The organism is Pseudomonas sp. PvP028 (assembly GCF_017832255.1).
GTDB lineage: Bacteria > Pseudomonadota > Gammaproteobacteria > Pseudomonadales > Pseudomonadaceae > Aquipseudomonas > Aquipseudomonas syringae.
This window is the reverse complement of record NZ_JAFIBL010000001.1, coordinates 3,699,239-3,714,194: the sequence shown is the minus strand read 5'-3', so window position 1 is coordinate 3,714,194 and position 14,956 is coordinate 3,699,239. Positions and strand designations below refer to the sequence as shown.

General features: G+C 60.5%; 12 protein-coding genes, 1 tRNA gene, 1 pseudogene and 1 riboswitch. Of the genes and pseudogenes, 8 read left to right on the top strand and 6 right to left on the bottom strand.

Going from position 1 to position 14,956, the window contains the following annotated elements; translation table 11 throughout:
- Nucleotides 1-167: 167 nt before the first annotated feature.
- A tRNA-Asn gene (locus JOE34_RS16530) sits at nucleotides 168-243 on the bottom strand.
- A 389-nt stretch (nucleotides 244-632) separates the two neighbouring features.
- On the opposite strand from JOE34_RS16530, the gene JOE34_RS16525 reads away from it, so the two are divergent.
- Both JOE34_RS16525 and JOE34_RS16520 read left to right on the top strand, forming a co-directional pair.
- On the top strand, nucleotides 633-1,547 hold the full coding sequence (locus JOE34_RS16525) for a GGDEF domain-containing protein (protein WP_074997758.1): 915 nt from the start codon (nucleotides 633-635) through the stop codon (nucleotides 1,545-1,547).
- A gap of 52 nt (nucleotides 1,548-1,599) precedes the next feature.
- Nucleotides 1,600-1,830: pseudogene (locus tag JOE34_RS16520) on the top strand (AraC family transcriptional regulator); the annotation flags it as partial.
- A 7-nt stretch (nucleotides 1,831-1,837) separates the two neighbouring features.
- Here the strand turns inward: JOE34_RS16520 and JOE34_RS16515 are convergent.
- The 3 genes from JOE34_RS16515 to JOE34_RS16505 are packed head-to-tail and all read right to left on the bottom strand — an operon-like array spanning nucleotide 1,838 to nucleotide 4,097.
- Nucleotides 1,838-2,512 carry a response regulator transcription factor gene (locus JOE34_RS16515; RefSeq protein ID WP_003315442.1) on the bottom strand — a complete coding sequence of 225 codons (675 nt, stop codon included), beginning with the start codon at nucleotides 2,510-2,512 and terminating at the stop codon, nucleotides 1,838-1,840.
- Nucleotides 2,513-2,532: 20 nt separating this feature from the next.
- Nucleotides 2,533-3,435, bottom strand: coding sequence for a phosphatase PAP2 family protein (locus JOE34_RS16510; protein WP_044313403.1), 903 nt, complete (start codon nucleotides 3,433-3,435; stop codon nucleotides 2,533-2,535).
- The gene (locus tag JOE34_RS16505) at nucleotides 3,402-4,097 is read right to left on the bottom strand and encodes a histidine phosphatase family protein (RefSeq protein ID WP_010406901.1); all 696 of its coding nucleotides are present in this window, start codon (nucleotides 4,095-4,097) and stop codon (nucleotides 3,402-3,404) included. Before JOE34_RS16505 ends, JOE34_RS16510 begins: the two co-directional genes overlap by 34 nt.
- Nucleotides 4,098-4,411: 314 nt before the next feature.
- Nucleotides 4,412-4,612: riboswitch (cobalamin riboswitch) on the top strand.
- A gap of 129 nt (nucleotides 4,613-4,741) precedes the next feature.
- Between JOE34_RS16505 and JOE34_RS16500 the strand changes: the two genes are divergently transcribed.
- The 4 genes from JOE34_RS16500 (at nucleotide 4,742) to JOE34_RS16485 (ending at nucleotide 9,675) form a co-directional block, all read left to right on the top strand.
- The gene (locus JOE34_RS16500) at nucleotides 4,742-5,755 is read left to right on the top strand and encodes an ABC transporter substrate-binding protein (RefSeq protein ID WP_010406905.1); all 1,014 of its coding nucleotides are present in this window, start codon (nucleotides 4,742-4,744) and stop codon (nucleotides 5,753-5,755) included.
- Entirely contained in the window at nucleotides 5,752-6,774 is a 1,023-nt protein-coding gene (locus JOE34_RS16495; RefSeq protein WP_044313401.1) for an iron chelate uptake ABC transporter family permease subunit, read from the top strand. Before JOE34_RS16500 ends, JOE34_RS16495 begins: the two co-directional genes overlap by 4 nt.
- A complete protein-coding gene (locus JOE34_RS16490) occupies nucleotides 6,771-7,562 on the top strand; it encodes an ABC transporter ATP-binding protein (RefSeq protein WP_010406918.1) in 792 nt (263 codons plus the stop codon). The genes JOE34_RS16495 and JOE34_RS16490 overlap by 4 nt, the downstream gene beginning before the upstream one ends.
- A gap of 106 nt (nucleotides 7,563-7,668) precedes the next feature.
- Complete coding sequence (locus JOE34_RS16485; RefSeq protein ID WP_010406920.1) at nucleotides 7,669-9,675, top strand: U32 family peptidase; 2,007 nt, start codon at nucleotides 7,669-7,671, stop codon at nucleotides 9,673-9,675.
- Between the two features lie 56 nt (nucleotides 9,676-9,731).
- Here the strand turns inward: JOE34_RS16485 and JOE34_RS16480 are convergent, their stop codons facing one another.
- A complete protein-coding gene (locus tag JOE34_RS16480) occupies nucleotides 9,732-10,226 on the bottom strand; it encodes a GNAT family N-acetyltransferase (RefSeq protein ID WP_010406923.1) in 495 nt (164 codons plus the stop codon).
- A gap of 642 nt (nucleotides 10,227-10,868) precedes the next feature.
- Between JOE34_RS16480 and nirB the strand changes: the two genes are divergently transcribed.
- Both nirB and nirD read left to right on the top strand, forming a co-directional pair.
- Entirely contained in the window at nucleotides 10,869-13,430 is a 2,562-nt protein-coding gene (nirB, locus tag JOE34_RS16475; RefSeq protein ID WP_024649082.1) for a nitrite reductase large subunit NirB, read from the top strand.
- A complete protein-coding gene (gene nirD, locus JOE34_RS16470) occupies nucleotides 13,430-13,816 on the top strand; it encodes a nitrite reductase small subunit NirD (protein ID WP_010406939.1) in 387 nt (128 codons plus the stop codon). Before nirB ends, nirD begins: the two co-directional genes overlap by 1 nt.
- 68 nt (nucleotides 13,817-13,884) lie before the next feature.
- On the opposite strand, the gene JOE34_RS16465 is transcribed toward nirD, so the two are convergent.
- Complete coding sequence (locus tag JOE34_RS16465; RefSeq protein ID WP_010406941.1) at nucleotides 13,885-14,883, bottom strand: alpha/beta hydrolase; 999 nt, start codon at nucleotides 14,881-14,883, stop codon at nucleotides 13,885-13,887.
- Nucleotides 14,884-14,956 lie beyond the last annotated feature (73 nt).

Genomic DNA, 14,956 nt, shown 5'->3' with positions numbered 1-14,956 from the left:
TATTGTTGGCAATCGCGGTGGGTTTGTTGGGGACTATTTCGCCGTATTGAGGCGCCGCGAGCCAGGAATGCTGAAGCCGCGTCGCATTAGCGCCAAAACGAAAAAACCCGCCATTAGGCGGGTTTTTTCTTGTTCAAAGGCCTACACATCGCCTTTGAAATATATTCTGGCTCCACGACCTGGACTCGAACCAGGGACCCAGTGATTAACAGTCACTTGCTCTACCAACTGAGCTATCGCGGAATGAGCGCTATGTTACTGATTAGGAAAAGGAAGTCAAGCAGAGCAGAAAAAAATCCTGCTCGATCATCCGGATGCCATTTCCGGCCGCTGGCCAGAATCAAACGCCGACATATATATGACTCTGATGCGACACAACCTCATGCGTTGCCCGCAGCCGCTGCCAGTGCATTTGCTTTTCCACCGCGACGGTACTGACAACACACGGTGCGACGTCAAAGACGGCTGAGTCCTGGCGCTGATCCGGGGTGGTGTACACGTCAGATGCGAAGCAAAAACCTGCAACACACGTGAGCTGATTCGACCTTTCGCGGTCCGCGTTACCCGTCACCGAAGTGTCATGTGCATCTGTTCTGCTGGCCGATAATCAGCACCTCAGGAGCCGTCTGTTCATGTTCAGGATTATCCAACCTCATCGCTGGAAACTCGCCGTGCTGATGGTCGCCTCCAATCTCGGCCTGCTGACGTTTCTGGCATTCGGCACCGTCAAACCTGTCAGCGAATGGCAATGGCTGGACATCGTCGGTGAAGGTGGCTCTGCCCTGCTGTCGCTGGTCTGGCTGTTTCTGGTGTTCAAGAGCAGACCGGCCGGCCGAGTGACCAATTACCTGTCGATCGGCCTGAGCTGCGTGTTCTTCTCGTGGTGGATCGACGCGCTCGACGAATTTATCCGCCTGCCCACCGAAATCGAATGGGACCACTGGCTGGAATCCGGCCCGATGCCGGTCGGCCTGATCCTGCTGACTTTGGGCATCTTCCACTGGCATCGCGAACAACTGGCAATCAGTGCGCAAATGGAAAAGCGCGAGGGCGGCTTCCGGGAGCACCGGCTTTACGACAAGCTCACCCCGCTGGGCAGCGCCGACTATCTGAAGCGCCAACTGGTGATCAGCCTGGAACAGAGTGTCTGCCAACAGCAGCCGCTGTCGCTGCTGGCGCTGGACCTGGATGGTTTCAGCGCGATCAACAATGCCTTCGGGCATGCCGAAGGCGACGAGGTGCTGTCAGCGCTCAACCACTTGCTGGTACTCAATCTGCGCCGCCAGGACCTGCTCTGCCGCCTGGCCGGCGACCGCTTCGTGGTGTTGCTACCCAACACCGGAGAAAGCCAGGCAAAACTGCTGGCGCTGGAGTTGCAGCAGGCGGTCGCCAGCCTGGCGCACAAGACCCGGCAACAGGGCGAGCGCATTCATCTTTCGGCCAGCGTGGCGGTCGTCATGGCACTCAATGAAACGCCGGACAACCTGCTACGCCGCCTCAATCTGTCGATGGCCCGCGCCCGACACCCTCTGACCCGCACTGCCTGAGCGCCTGACATGACGCTTAAAAGTGACTGGTACGAAGTCGACAGCCGCTTCATCCCCAGCCACGCTGAAGCGCAAGCTGCACAAGCACTGCACGCACTTTCAGGCGCAACACGATCTGGCGCGCAAACACGTCGCGTTGTACCTGTATCAGATCAAGGGGATGAGCAATGAAGCCGTGGCGGACTATTTGAACTTCAACGACCCGGCCAATTTCCGCCGTTCATTCAAACTCTGTACAGGCAGCACGCCGACCCTGATCCAGCGCCTGTTCAACTTAGAGTGAGCGCGCCTCAGCGCTGCACGCACAGCTTGTAGCCCAGGCCATGGGCGGTGTGCAGCAACGGCGTGTCGTGGCCACCATCGAGTACCCGCCTGAGCACATGGATGTTGCTGCGCAAGCTGCTGCTGTTCGGGGCATCACGGCCCCAAAGCGCCTCCTCCAGTTCGGATCGCTTGACTATGTGCGGGCTTTTGCGCATCAACAGTTCCAGCAGTTTCATGTTGGTCGGGTTGAGCTTCAAAGGCACGCCTTTGCGGGTGACCTCCAGTGTGTCCAGATCGAACTGCAGGTCGGCAACCACCATCATCCGGTTGTCCTGGCGCTGCCGTCGGCTGACAATCGCTTCGACCCTGGCGAGCACCTCGGACATTGCAAACGGCTTGGTGATGTAGTCGTCGGCGCCCACCTTGAAACCGGTGAGCCGATCATCCAGTTCATCGCGCGCGCTGAGCATCACAATCGCGACTTCCGACTTCGAGTACTGGCGCAGGCTGTGGCAGATCTGATTGCCGTCGATACCGGGCAGCATGATGTCGAGAATGATCGCGTCGAAGCGTTTCGAGGCGGCCAGATGCAGCCCGCTCAGGCCGTCCAGCGCCCCTTCTACCGCATGCCCCCTGAGCTCGAAGAACTCCAGCAGGTTGTCGTGGATATCACGATGGTCTTCAATAACCAGAATGTTCATTGCCGCGCCTTGTTATTTTTCTACCCGGCCGACCGGGCATCTGCTGCCAATGCGTCTGCAGGCCGAGTGCCGAATGCATCAGGTTTGTTGACGGCCACTGCCTGGCTAATCGGCTGTTGCAACCTCGATCGGCCATAGAAGCACAAGGCAACCAGCAGCGTGCTCAGCCACACCACGATACCCGCCCAGAAAGTGTGCGACATGAAGTGCCAGCCTTGCAGTACCCGCGTGGTGCCGTAAATCATCCCGAGCAGGAGAATGCCCGCCAGCAAGACTTTCGAGTGCCGCCAGCAATAGCGACGAGCCACGAAGTACAGGGCCAGCAGACTGAACGCGCTTGACGCATGACCGCCCGGCCAGCATCGCCCGGCGCCAGCCTCGTGGAGCAGGTTGAAGTTCCTGAACCACTCGATGTGCGCCTGGCTGCCGCCGTACAAGGTGGTCTCGACGGGGCAGTAAACGCTGGTATGGCTTTTCAGGTAATGGATCATGCCGGTGCTCAGCGCAAAGGCGACGATGACGAAAAAGAAGTCCAACCGATGCCTGCGCGCAAAGCGCAGAAAGGTGCCCAACCGAGAGCCCGTCAGCCGCCTCGCGAGGCGCGAATCATCATATTTTTCCAGCAACGGCCAAACGAAGGACAGCATCGCACCGATGATCGCCAGTTCCCCGGTCCAGTTCGGAAGGATCCTCGCCCATCTGTGCGTGATGTTCTCGAACAGATGGCTCTGGCCGATGGGGAACACCCCGGCCGTCGAATCAAAAAACAGGTCAGTCAGTTGCCGGTCGATCGTGGTCAGGTCGAAAGTAACGAAGACCAGTAGAGCGAAAAACACCGGTAAACCCAGGTTTATGCCGTAAAACCGCAGCCTGGCGCTGGAAGATGTCGTCAATTGAATTGCTCGCTGTTGAGGTTTGCCCATTGCCCGGCATTCAGGGAGCCGAGAATTTTTGGTGGGTGGCTGCCGTCTACTTGTACGAAAAACGCCTGGGTGTACTCACTGGAGCGCTCGCCGCCACGTACGCCGGCCTTGCGTTCGAACTGGTCGATGCAGCCACTGTGAGTGACCAGTACCATGTTCTCGCCGCTGACCTTGTGGGCCTGCACAGCCTTCATGAAGCCGCTGTCACAGTCGTTGATCCAGTCCTCAGCGACCACCGCGTGTCCTGCGAGCAGTTGCGCAGTCTGTTGCGTGCGGGTCTTGGGGCTGGCGATCATGCGCGCGTGGTCCATGCCCATCTTCTGCAACCCGGCACCCACCGCCAGCGCGGTATCGCGGCCGTTGGAGGTAATGCCGTCGGCGTCGCCCATGCACGGGTTGCTCGAGCGGTCACAGCGTTCGGCATGGCGAATCATCACCACCACATTGCCTTGTCGCCAGTGCTCGCGAAGGCCGGAAACGCTCAGGTTTCTACCGACTCCCAGGTCCACTACATGCACACCGGAGAACGACGAGTAGAACCACGCGCAGATAGCCATCAGCACGACGGCAACGGACATCGATACGATATTCCGATGCAATTTGTAGCGCTCACTGATGCCCGAACGGGGAAGTACATTCTTGTTGATTATCGTGTTGGTCAAGGGACCACTCCTGCCATGAACCTATGTGTGGCATTGACCCAGGGAGTGCCCGAGGTCTTCGCCGCTCCCATGCAGGCAAGATAGGTTCAGCATCGTCCCGATGCAGTGAAGAAGATGTGAAAAACGTGTTGTGGCCCAGCGCCATGTTTTTCACGCGAGCGCTCTGGAATGGGGATTTTCGGTTTTACGGGCGTGAACATGAAGATAATTTAAGCGTTTTTGCCGAAAGTTCCGTGCTCATCAGGACGATTTTGAACTGGCCGACCGTCTGCTGCAGCGGCGCTGCAAAGGATTAGCCACTAAAACGCTTATCGTTTACCATGCCGCGCGTCGGTTTCCGAGAGGAACTAACAGGGAATTCGCCCGCCTTTTTCCACCAGGCGAAAAACGAAACTGCCCCCGCAACTGTAGGCACCGAGCCTGCTCCATGACTGCCACTGGATCGTGATCCGGGAAGGCCGGAGCCTGGCGATGACGTGTCAGTCAGGAGACCTGCCGACCCGATTCAACCAACTAACCGGCGGGGTGTCCGGGAAGGACATCCGCACGCGTCGGCATTTCCTGCCGTGCCCGGTTATCTTCCGGGGATGTGTTTCCTGATGTGCATTGCGCCCTGGCACCTGCTCCAAAGGAGACCGCATTCCATGTCGCTGCCCCGCCTCGCCGCACTCGCTGCCAGCCTGACGCTGTCCACCCTGGCCCTCGCCGCCCCCACTCAGTACCCGCTGACCCTTGAAAACTGTGGCGCGACCCTGACCTTCACGCATGCGCCAACCAAGGCTGTAACCATTGGCCAGGCCGGCACCGAAATGCTTTACGAACTGGGCCTGGGCGACAGACTGGTCGGCACCTCGCTGTGGTTCAACAACGTATTGCCACGCTTCAAGGCGCAGAACGACAAGGTCGAACGCCTGGCCGACAACGAGCCCAGTTTCGAAGCGGTAATCGGCAAGCGACCGGAACTGGTGGCCGTGCAGCTGGAGTGGATGGTTGGCAAACAGGGCGTGGTCGGCACCCGCGAGCAGTTCCATGACCTGAAGATACCTACTTACATCCTGCCGTCCGACTGCGAAGGCAAGGACAATCTGGTCGGTGCCGATGGCACACGACTGGAGCCATTCCGCATCGAGACCATCTACAAGAGCATCGAGCAACTGGCGCAGATTTTCGATGTGCAGGATCGCGGCGACGCGCTGGTCACCGACCTCAAGGGCCGCCTGAGCGCAGCGATTGCCAACGTCAGGCAGAACAAGGCCAACGACGTCTCGGCGCTGTTCTGGTTCTCCAGCTCTGACCTTGCCAGCGACCCTTTCGTGGCAGGCCGCAAAGGCATTCCAGACTTCATGCTCAACAGCCTGGGCATGCGCAATATTGTCCAGTCCGACGAAGAGTGGCCAACCGTGGGCTGGGAAACCATCGCCAAGGCCAACCCGAGCATTCTGGTCATCGCGCGCATGGATCGCCGCCGCTTCCCGGCCGACGATTACCTGAAAAAAATCGAATTCCTCAAGACCGACCCGGTGACCCGCAACATGGACGCAGTCAAGCATGACCGGATCGTGATCATCGACGCCGAGGGCATGCAGGCTGGCCTGCGTCTGTTCACCGGGTTCGAGGAACTGGCTGACGCCGCCAACCGTTTCAACGCTGCCAAATGAGATTACCGATAGCGTTGGTTCATGTGCTCTGGGTTTCGGCGGTGCTGGTGCTGGCGATCCTGATCGGGGCCGCGATCGGCGAAACCTCGATCAGCCTGCAGGTGGTTTTTCAGGTGCTGGCCAACAAACTCTGGGCCGCCGGCTATGTGCTCGACCCTATCGACGAAGGCATCGTCTGGAACTACCGGCTGACCCGCGCTATTGTCGCAGCGGCCTGCGGGGCCGGGCTGGCGATCTGTGGTGTGGTGTTGCAGTCGCTATTGCGCAACCCGCTGGCAGACCCGTATCTGCTGGGGATCTCCGCAGGGGCCTCGACCGGTGCAGTACTGGTCGCCATTCTGGGCTTCGGTGCAGGTGCGATCTCGATGTCGGCGGGTGCCTTTGTCGGGGCCGTGGCGGCATTTTCGCTGGTCGCCCTGCTGGCGCACTCTTCACGCGGCACCACGGCAGCCGGGCAGATCATTCTGGCCGGGATCGCCGGTTCGCAACTGTTCAATGCCCTGACCTCGTTTCTGATCACCAAATCGGCAAGCTCCGAGCAGGCACGCGGCATCATGTTCTGGCTGCTGGGTAACCTCAGCGGCGTGCGCTGGCACTCGGTCTGGCTGGCCGTGCCGACGGTGCTGGTCGGTCTGCTGGTGTGCCTCTGGCACCGGCGAGCGCTGGACGCGTTCACCTTCGGCAGCGACTCGGCGGCATCACTGGGGATCGCGGTACGCCGCGTGCAGATCATATTGATCGCTACCGCCGCGCTGGTCACCGCAGTGATGGTCTCGATTGTCGGCTCCATCGGTTTCGTCGGGCTGGTGATCCCGCACGCGGTGCGCATGCTGGTCGGTGTCCGGCACGCGCGGCTGGTGCCGCTGAGTGCCTTGAGCGGTGCACTGTTTCTGATCGCTGCCGATATCCTTTCGCGCACACTGATCAAGGGGCAGGCGCTGCCGATCGGGGTGATTACCGCACTGATCGGCGCACCGGTCTTCGCTTTGATTCTTATCCGGGGCAACAGCACGCGATGAACGCCTTACCTCATCCGCCCAGTACACCGGTGCTCGGTTGTTCCGGTCTGGGTTATTCGGTTCGTGGCGCGGCGCTGCTGCGCGATGTCGACCTGAGCATTGCCGCGGGTGAAACCCTGGCCGTGGTCGGTCCCAACGGCTCGGGCAAATCCACCCTGCTCAAGCTACTGGCCGGCATTCAGAAGCCGGTCAGCGGCTCGGTCAGCCTGGGCGGGCAAGCACTTGAGGCGTTGAGCCGCAGGGACGTGGCGCGCCTGCTGGCGGTGGTCGAGCAGCAAGCTGAAACCAGCGACGCCGTGACCGTACTGGACGCCGTCGAACTGGGCCGCACGCCATGGCTGTCGGCACTCGAGCCGTGGAGCGCCGAGGACGACGCGATCGTTCGCCAGGCGTTGCAGGATGTGGACATGCTGCACCTGCAAAAACGCGCCTGGCACACCTTGTCCGGTGGCGAGCGGCAGCGCGTTCACATCGCCCGGGCGCTGGCGCAACGGCCGCAGATCCTTCTGCTGGACGAACCGACCAATCATCTGGACATCCAGCACCAACTGACTATCCTCGGTCTGGTCAGAGCCTTGCCGGTAACCACCGTGATTGCCCTGCACGATCTGAATCAGGCACTGGACTGCGACCGTGTGGCGGTCATGGAAAAGGGTCGGCTGGTCGCGCTGGGTGCGCCGCTCGAGGTGCTGACCCCGGAACGCCTGCTGAGCACATTCGGCGTCGTGGCGCACTGGCTGACCGACCCCAGTGACGGGGCGAAGATTCTGCGCCTGCGCTCGCGCTGAAACCGCGCCGATGGTCAGTCCGGCACCTGCTGCAATCTGCAACAGGTGCACCGCGCGGTCTGTGGCACTACAATGCGCGCTTTGCCCGCAGCCGGATCCCGTTGCCATGTCGTTACCCAAGCACCACCTGGAATTGCTCAGCCCTGCACGGGATGTGACCATCGCCCGTGAAGCCATCCTGCATGGTGCCGATGCGGTCTATATCGGCGGGCCGAGCTTTGGTGCGCGGCACAACGCCTGCAACGAGGTCAGTGACATTGCCGAGCTGGTCAAATTCGCGCACCGCTATCACGCGCGAATCTTTACCACCATCAACACCATCCTCCATGACGACGAACTGGAGCCTGCGCGCAAGCTGATTCACCAGCTCTACGACGCCGGCGTGGACGCACTGATCGTGCAGGACCTCGGGGTGATGGAGATGGACATTCCGCCCATCGAGCTGCACGCCAGTACGCAAACCGATATTCGCACCCTGAGCCGGGCGAAGTTTCTCGATCAGGCCGGTTTCTCGCAACTGGTGCTGGCCCGGGAACTGAATCTGCAGGAAATCCGCGCAATCGCTGACGAAACCGACGCGGCCATCGAATTCTTCATCCACGGCGCACTGTGCGTGGCGTTCTCCGGGCAGTGCAATATTTCCCACGCGCAAAACGGCCGCAGCGCCAACCGTGGTGACTGCTCGCAAGCCTGCCGCCTGCCGTACACCCTCAAGGATGATCAGGGTCGCGTTGTGGCCTTCGAAAAGCATCTGTTGTCGATGAAAGACAACAACCAGAGTGCCAACCTGCGTGCACTGGTGGACGCCGGCGTGCGCTCGTTCAAGATCGAAGGACGCTACAAGGATGCGGGCTACGTAAAAAACATCACCGCTTATTATCGCCAGCGTCTGGACGAGATTCTCGAAGACCGCACGGACCTGGCACGTGCTTCCAGCGGCCGTACCGCGCACTTTTTCGTGCCGGACCCGGAAAAGACCTTTCATCGCGGCAGCACCGATTATTTCGTCAGCGACCGCAAGATCGACATCGGCGCGTTCGACACGCCGACCTTCACTGGTCTGGCGGTGGGCACCGTTGAAAAGCTCGGCAAGCGCGATCTGATCGCCGTGACCCATGAGCCGCTGTCCAACGGCGATGGCCTCAATGTGCAGATCAAGCGTGAAGTGGTGGGCTTCCGTGCCAACATCGCCGAGCTCAAGGGCGAGTTCGAAGAAGACGGCCAGAAACGCTGGCGCTATCGCGTGGAGCCCAACGAGATGCCAGCGGCCCTTTCCAGCCTACGCCCCAATCATCCGCTGAACCGCAACCTGGACCACAACTGGCAACAAGCGCTGCTCAAGACCTCGGCCGAGCGTCGTATCGGCGTTCAATGGCAGGTCACGCTGCGCGAAGATCATTTGAGCCTGAAAGCCACCAGCGAAGAAGGCGTGAGCGTCACGGTCGGTCTTGATGGGCCATTCGGAACGGCCAACAAGCCCGAGCAGGCGCTGGATCAGCTGCGTGACCTGCTCACCCAACTGGGCACCACGATCTATCATGCCCAGGATGTCAGGCTTGACGCGCCACAGGCGTTCTTCGTGCCCAACTCGCAGCTCAAGACCCTGCGTCGCGACGCGATCGAGGCGTTGACCGAAGCCCGCATCAAGGCTCATCCGCGCGGCGGACGCAAGGCCGAGACCACCCCGCCACCGGTGTACCCGGAGTCGCACTTGTCTTTTCTGGCCAACGTCTACAACCAGAAGGCTCGCGACTTCTATCATCGCCACGGCGTGCAGTTGATCGACGCGGCCTACGAGGCCCACGAAGAGACCGGCGAAGTGCCGGTGATGATCACCAAGCATTGCCTGCGTTTCTCGTTCAACCTGTGCCCGAAACAGGCCAAAGGTGTGACAGGCGTGCGCACCAAGGTCGCGCCTATGCAACTGGTGCACGGTGATGAAGTGCTGACCCTCAAGTTCGATTGCAAGCCTTGCGAAATGCACGTGATCGGCAAGATGAAAGGTCACATTCTCGACTTGCCGCTCCCCGGCAGCGCGGCGGCCAAATCGGTGGTCGGCCACATCACGCCGGAAGACCTGCTCAAGACTGCGCGCCAGCGTTCTCCGCACTGATCGGTACAAGGGGTTGGCGCCCTGCCAGCCCCTTTCTGTCTTCTGATAAAGGCCTCTTAAAGAACGCGCTCCATATGAGTGGTGTTCCACACCGGATCGCTCTCCACATCGGTTACAGCAAAGCCCTGTTTCTCCCAGAAACGGATCGCGCCTGGCAGAAACGGATGGGTATGCAGGTACAAAACCTCTATGCCGCCTGCCTCGGCATGAGCCCAGAGCGCCTGACACAAGCGGCTGGCCAGCCCGTCGCCGCGAAACTCCGGCGTGACGAACAGACGTACGATCTCGACAGTTCTGCGCCCGCGGTAATCGAACTGCGGGAAACGATGATCGTAAGGCAGGTAGCCCACAGCCGCGATGATCTGCCCTTCACAGCGGGCGATCAGGAACTTGCCGTCCTCACCGTTCAGATACACCTGCTCGAAACCGGCCAGATCGGGCGGAACGGTGACGGTGTCGAGCAAGGGAAAGATCGCGGCACGCGCGCGCATGACGAAATCGACGGTGTGCGGAATCTCGGAGGGGTGCACTTCAGTGATAGTGATGTTCATGAGCACGGACTTATTGGAGGAATTGCAGGGTGATACAAATGTTACGCCAGACGTGGGCTTTTGAACGCAATGCTTAAATTAGAGCAGGCGGTGCGGCGCAGAATTGTGACGCAGAGCGTCACGACAGGCATTCCCACGCGGAACGCTCAGCGTTATACGCAAGTCCGCTTTTGATTCTGGCCGAAGGCCGTGGGAGCGACCGGCGGGCAGAATCAATGACAGACCGCAGGCACGCCGTTATCGTGCCCACGCTCCGCGTAAGGCGCACAGCTTTACAGCGCAGCCCCCTTGAGGCGCACCAATGCAAGGCAGGAAAAATCCTGCGCCAGATGCGGCTGTAAACGCTGCGCGGCCGTGCGGGCATTGCCCATTCGGGCTTGAAGCGCTGCCGGCGCAAGCTGGCACAACCTCTGCATAATCCTCAACAACCCCACCATGAAGGTGGTCGGGCCGCCCCGGTTGATCGACGTGGATCGCCAGTCTCGCAAAGACCAGAGGGCTACTCGGGTGCTTCCGGCAACGTGGCTCGATGGCACCCCCGAAAAACCAATAAGACAACAGGCAAAGGCGCCTGGAACCGAACGGTTCCGGGCGCTTTTTTTTTGCTTTGAAAAACCTGATTGGCCTCGGCCGGGACTCGCTATGAACACCACAGTCTTCCCCCCCAACGATGTAAAAACCCTGATCGTCGTCGGTAATGGCATGGTCGGACATCATTGCGTCGAGCAGTTGATCGCAGGCGGCGCACTCGAGCGTTATCGCATCCACGTCTTTGGCGAAGAAACACAGCGCGCCTACGACCGCGTGCACCTGTCCGAATACTTCACCGGCCGCGACGCCGAATCACTGGCCATGAGCGAGATGTCCGTTTACGAACAACCCGGCCTGACGCTGCACCTCGGCGTACCGGTGCTGGAGATCGATCGTGATCGTCACGAAATCATCACCGCCGAAGGCTGCTTCGGGTACGACAAGCTGATTCTGGCCACCGGCTCCTACCCGTTCGTACCGCCTATCGAAGGCGCCCGAGGCAACTCCCGGCTGGTCTATCGCACACTGGAGGACCTGGACAGCATTCGCTATGCCGCGTCGAAAGCCCGCCGGGGCGTCGTGGTCGGCGGCGGACTGCTGGGGCTGGAAGCAGCCAATGCGCTTAAATCGCTGGGGCTGGAAGCCCATGTCGTCGAGTTCGCGCCGCGTCTCATGCCGGTGCAATTGGACGACCTCGGTGGCGCTGCGTTGAAAGCGCGTATCGAAGCGCTGGGCGTTGGCGTGCATTTGTCCCGCGCCACGCAGTCGATCAGCGACGGCAAGCAGTACCGCTATCGCATGAACTTTGCCAATGACGAGTTTCTCGAAACCGACCTGATCGTGTTCTCCGCAGGTATTCGCCCGCAAGACGCCCTGGCCCGTCAGTGTGAACTGGCGCTCGGCCCACGCGGCGGCATCGCAATCGACGAGCATTGCCGCACCAGCGACGCCGATATCTATGCCATCGGCGAATGCGCAGCCTGGAACGGCAGTGTGTTCGGCCTGGTTGCGCCCGGTTATCAAATGGCCCGTGGCGTGGCAGCGCAGTTGTGCGAACAGGATACTGACGCGTTCTTCGGCGCCGACATGTCCACCAAGCTCAAACTGCTGGGCGTGGACGTCGGCTCCATCGGCGATGCGCACGGTGCGCTGGCCGGGGCCGTCAGTTATCGCTTCATTGACGAAGCCACCGCCAGCTACCGTCGCCTGGTGGTGTCGGCCGATGGCAAGCAGGTACTCGGCGCGGTGCTGGTCGGCGATAACAGCTACTACGACACGCTGCTGCAATATGCGCAGAACGGCATCCCGCTGCCCGCCGATCCATCGAGCCTGATTCTGCCGCGTGGCGAAGGCGCACCGACGCTGGGCGCCGATGCCCTGCCCGCCACAGCGACCATCTGCTCCTGCCATAACGTCAGCAAAGGCGCCGTGTGCTCGGCCATCGACAATGGGTGCACCGATCTGGCCGCAATCAAGTCCTGCACCAAGGCGGCCACCGGTTGCGGCGGTTGCACCGCACTGCTCAAACAGGTTTTCGAGCATGAACTGATGGCCCGCGGTGTGGCGGTCGACAAAAGCCTCTGCGAACACTTCGCTTATACCCGCCAGGAGTTGTACTCGATGGTGCGCGTCGAAGGCATCGAGACCTTTGACGAGCTGCTGACTCGCCATGGCAAAGGCGCGCATGGCTGCGACATCTGCAAGCCCGCAGTCGGCTCGATCCTGGCGTCGTGCTGGAACCGCCCCATCACCGAGCCTTCGCTGGTGCCACTGCAGGACACCAACGACACCTTCATGGCCAACATGCAGAAAAACGGCACCTACTCGGTGGTGCCACGTATTCCGGGTGGTGAAATTACCCCGGACGGCCTGATTGCGATTGGCGCGGTGGCGAAAAAATACGACTTGTACACCAAGATCACCGGCGGCCAGCGCATCGACCTGTTCGGCGCGCAGCTGCACGAGTTGCCGGATATCTGGAGCGAGCTGATCGAGGCAGGCTTCGAGACCGGCCATGCCTACGGCAAGTCGACCCGTACGGTTAAATCCTGTGTTGGCAGCACCTGGTGTCGCTACGGCGTGCAGGACAGCGTCGCCATGGCGCTGCGCATTGAGGACCGTTACAAGGGCCTGCGCTCGCCGCACAAACTCAAGTTCGCCGTGTCCGGCTGCACACGCGAATGCGCCGAAGCGCAGAGCAAGGACGTCGGCGTAATTGCCACCGAGAACGGCTGGAACCTGTACCTGTGCGGTAACGGCGGCATGCGTCCGCGTCACGCCGAGTTGTTCGCCACCGACCTGGATGACGAAACCCTGATTCGTTACATCGACCGCTTTCTGATGCTCTACATCCGCACCGCCGACAAGCTGCAACGTACCTCGGTCTGGCGTGAAACGCTGGAAGGCGGCCTCGAATATCTCAAGGCGGTCATCATCGACGACAGCCTGGGCCTGGCCGCAGAGCTGGAGTCGCAGATGCAACTGGTGGTAGACCGCTACGAATGCGAATGGGCCAACGCCCTCAAGGACCCGGAAAAGCTCAAGCGTTTCCGCACTTTCGTCAACGACGGGCGGGCTGACCCCGACGTGCAGTTCGTCAAGGAACGCGCCCAGCGCCGTCCGGCAAAACCCGAAGAGCTGGCCCTTATTCCGTTGTTCAAGGAGGTGGTGTGATGAACGCGTCTCAGACAATACTTGCCGGCGACAATGCGCCCACGGCAGCGCAGCCGCACTGGCAGACGCTGTGTGGGCGCGCGGATCTGGTCGCCAATTCAGGCGTCGTGGCATGGCTGGACGGCGCGCAGGTCGCGCTGTTCTACCTGCCCGAAACCGCACAGGGCGAGCAGCTCTTTGCTATCGACAACCGCGATCCCAAATCCGGGGCGAACGTGATCGGGCGTGGTCTGATCGGGCAGATCGCGGGCGAGCTGGTCATCGCTTCGCCGCTGTACAAGCAGCACTTTCGTCTGCACGACGGCAGTTGCATCGAATACCCGGAACAGCGTCTCGAAGTCTGGCCGGTAAGGCTCAAGGGTGATCAGGTAGAGATTGCCGTTTAATCGACAATGCCGATCGCAGACAACCTGGTCGCTGTCGAACCAGGTTGCTGCGGGGCATTTCTTGCAGCTTATTGAAGCTCGGAGACCAACGCCTTGTTGAAGCTCTGCGGGTCTTCCATCTGCGGGGCATGGCCCTTGCCCTTGAACTCCACCAGCCTGGCGCCCGGGATCATCTGCGCCACCTGCTTGCCCAATACCTTGTAATTGCCGATCTTCGCCTTGACCTCAGGCGGCGCGATGTCGCTGCCGATGGCAGTGGTATCGGCATCGCCAATCATCAGCACCGTCGGCACCTGCAATTTGGGAAACTCGTAGAACACCGGCTGGGTGAAAATCATGTCGTAGATCAACGCCGAGTTCCAGGCCACGATCTTGTGCCCCGGCCCTTTGTTCAGACCGGCCAGCATGTCGACCCACTTGTCATACTCAGGCTTCCAGCGACCATCGTAGTAGGTCTTCTGCTCGTAGGCGCGAATGCCTTCGGCGGTGGTCTTCAGCTCTCGTTCATACCACTGATCGACGCTGCGGTACGGCACGCCGAGTGCTTTCCAGTCCTCGAGGCCGATAGGGTTGACCATCACCAGCTTCTCGGTCTGTTTCGGGTACATCAACGCGTAACGCGTAGCGAGCATGCCGCCCGTGGAGTGACCGATCACAGAGGCCTTTTCGATACCCAGCTTTTCCAGCAGCGCATGGGTATTCATCGACAACTGCTGGAAGCTGTACTGATAGTACTCCGGCTTGGTCGAGGTGCAGAAACCGATCTGATCCGGTGCGACAACGCGATAGCCCGCTGCACTCAGTCCCTTGATGGTGTCTTCCCAGGTCGCAGCGCAAAAATTCTTGCCATGCAGCAGCACTGCGGTGCGGCCATTCGCATTGCCGCTGGGCGCGACGTCCATGTAACCCATTTCCAGCGTCTGGCCCTGGGACTGGAAACTGAATTTGTGCAGCGCATGGGGGTATGTGAAACCTTCCAGTTGCTGGCCATAACCGGGCGTCTCAGCCAGTGCTACGCCTGACAGCGTCAACGACATCAACATGCCGGCAATCTTTGCAGCCCGCATAAGGGGCACCTCCTGTAGCTAGGGATCGGGAATCTACGGCGGTTTTTACGTTAAACCGCAGGCCCGCCAGTAG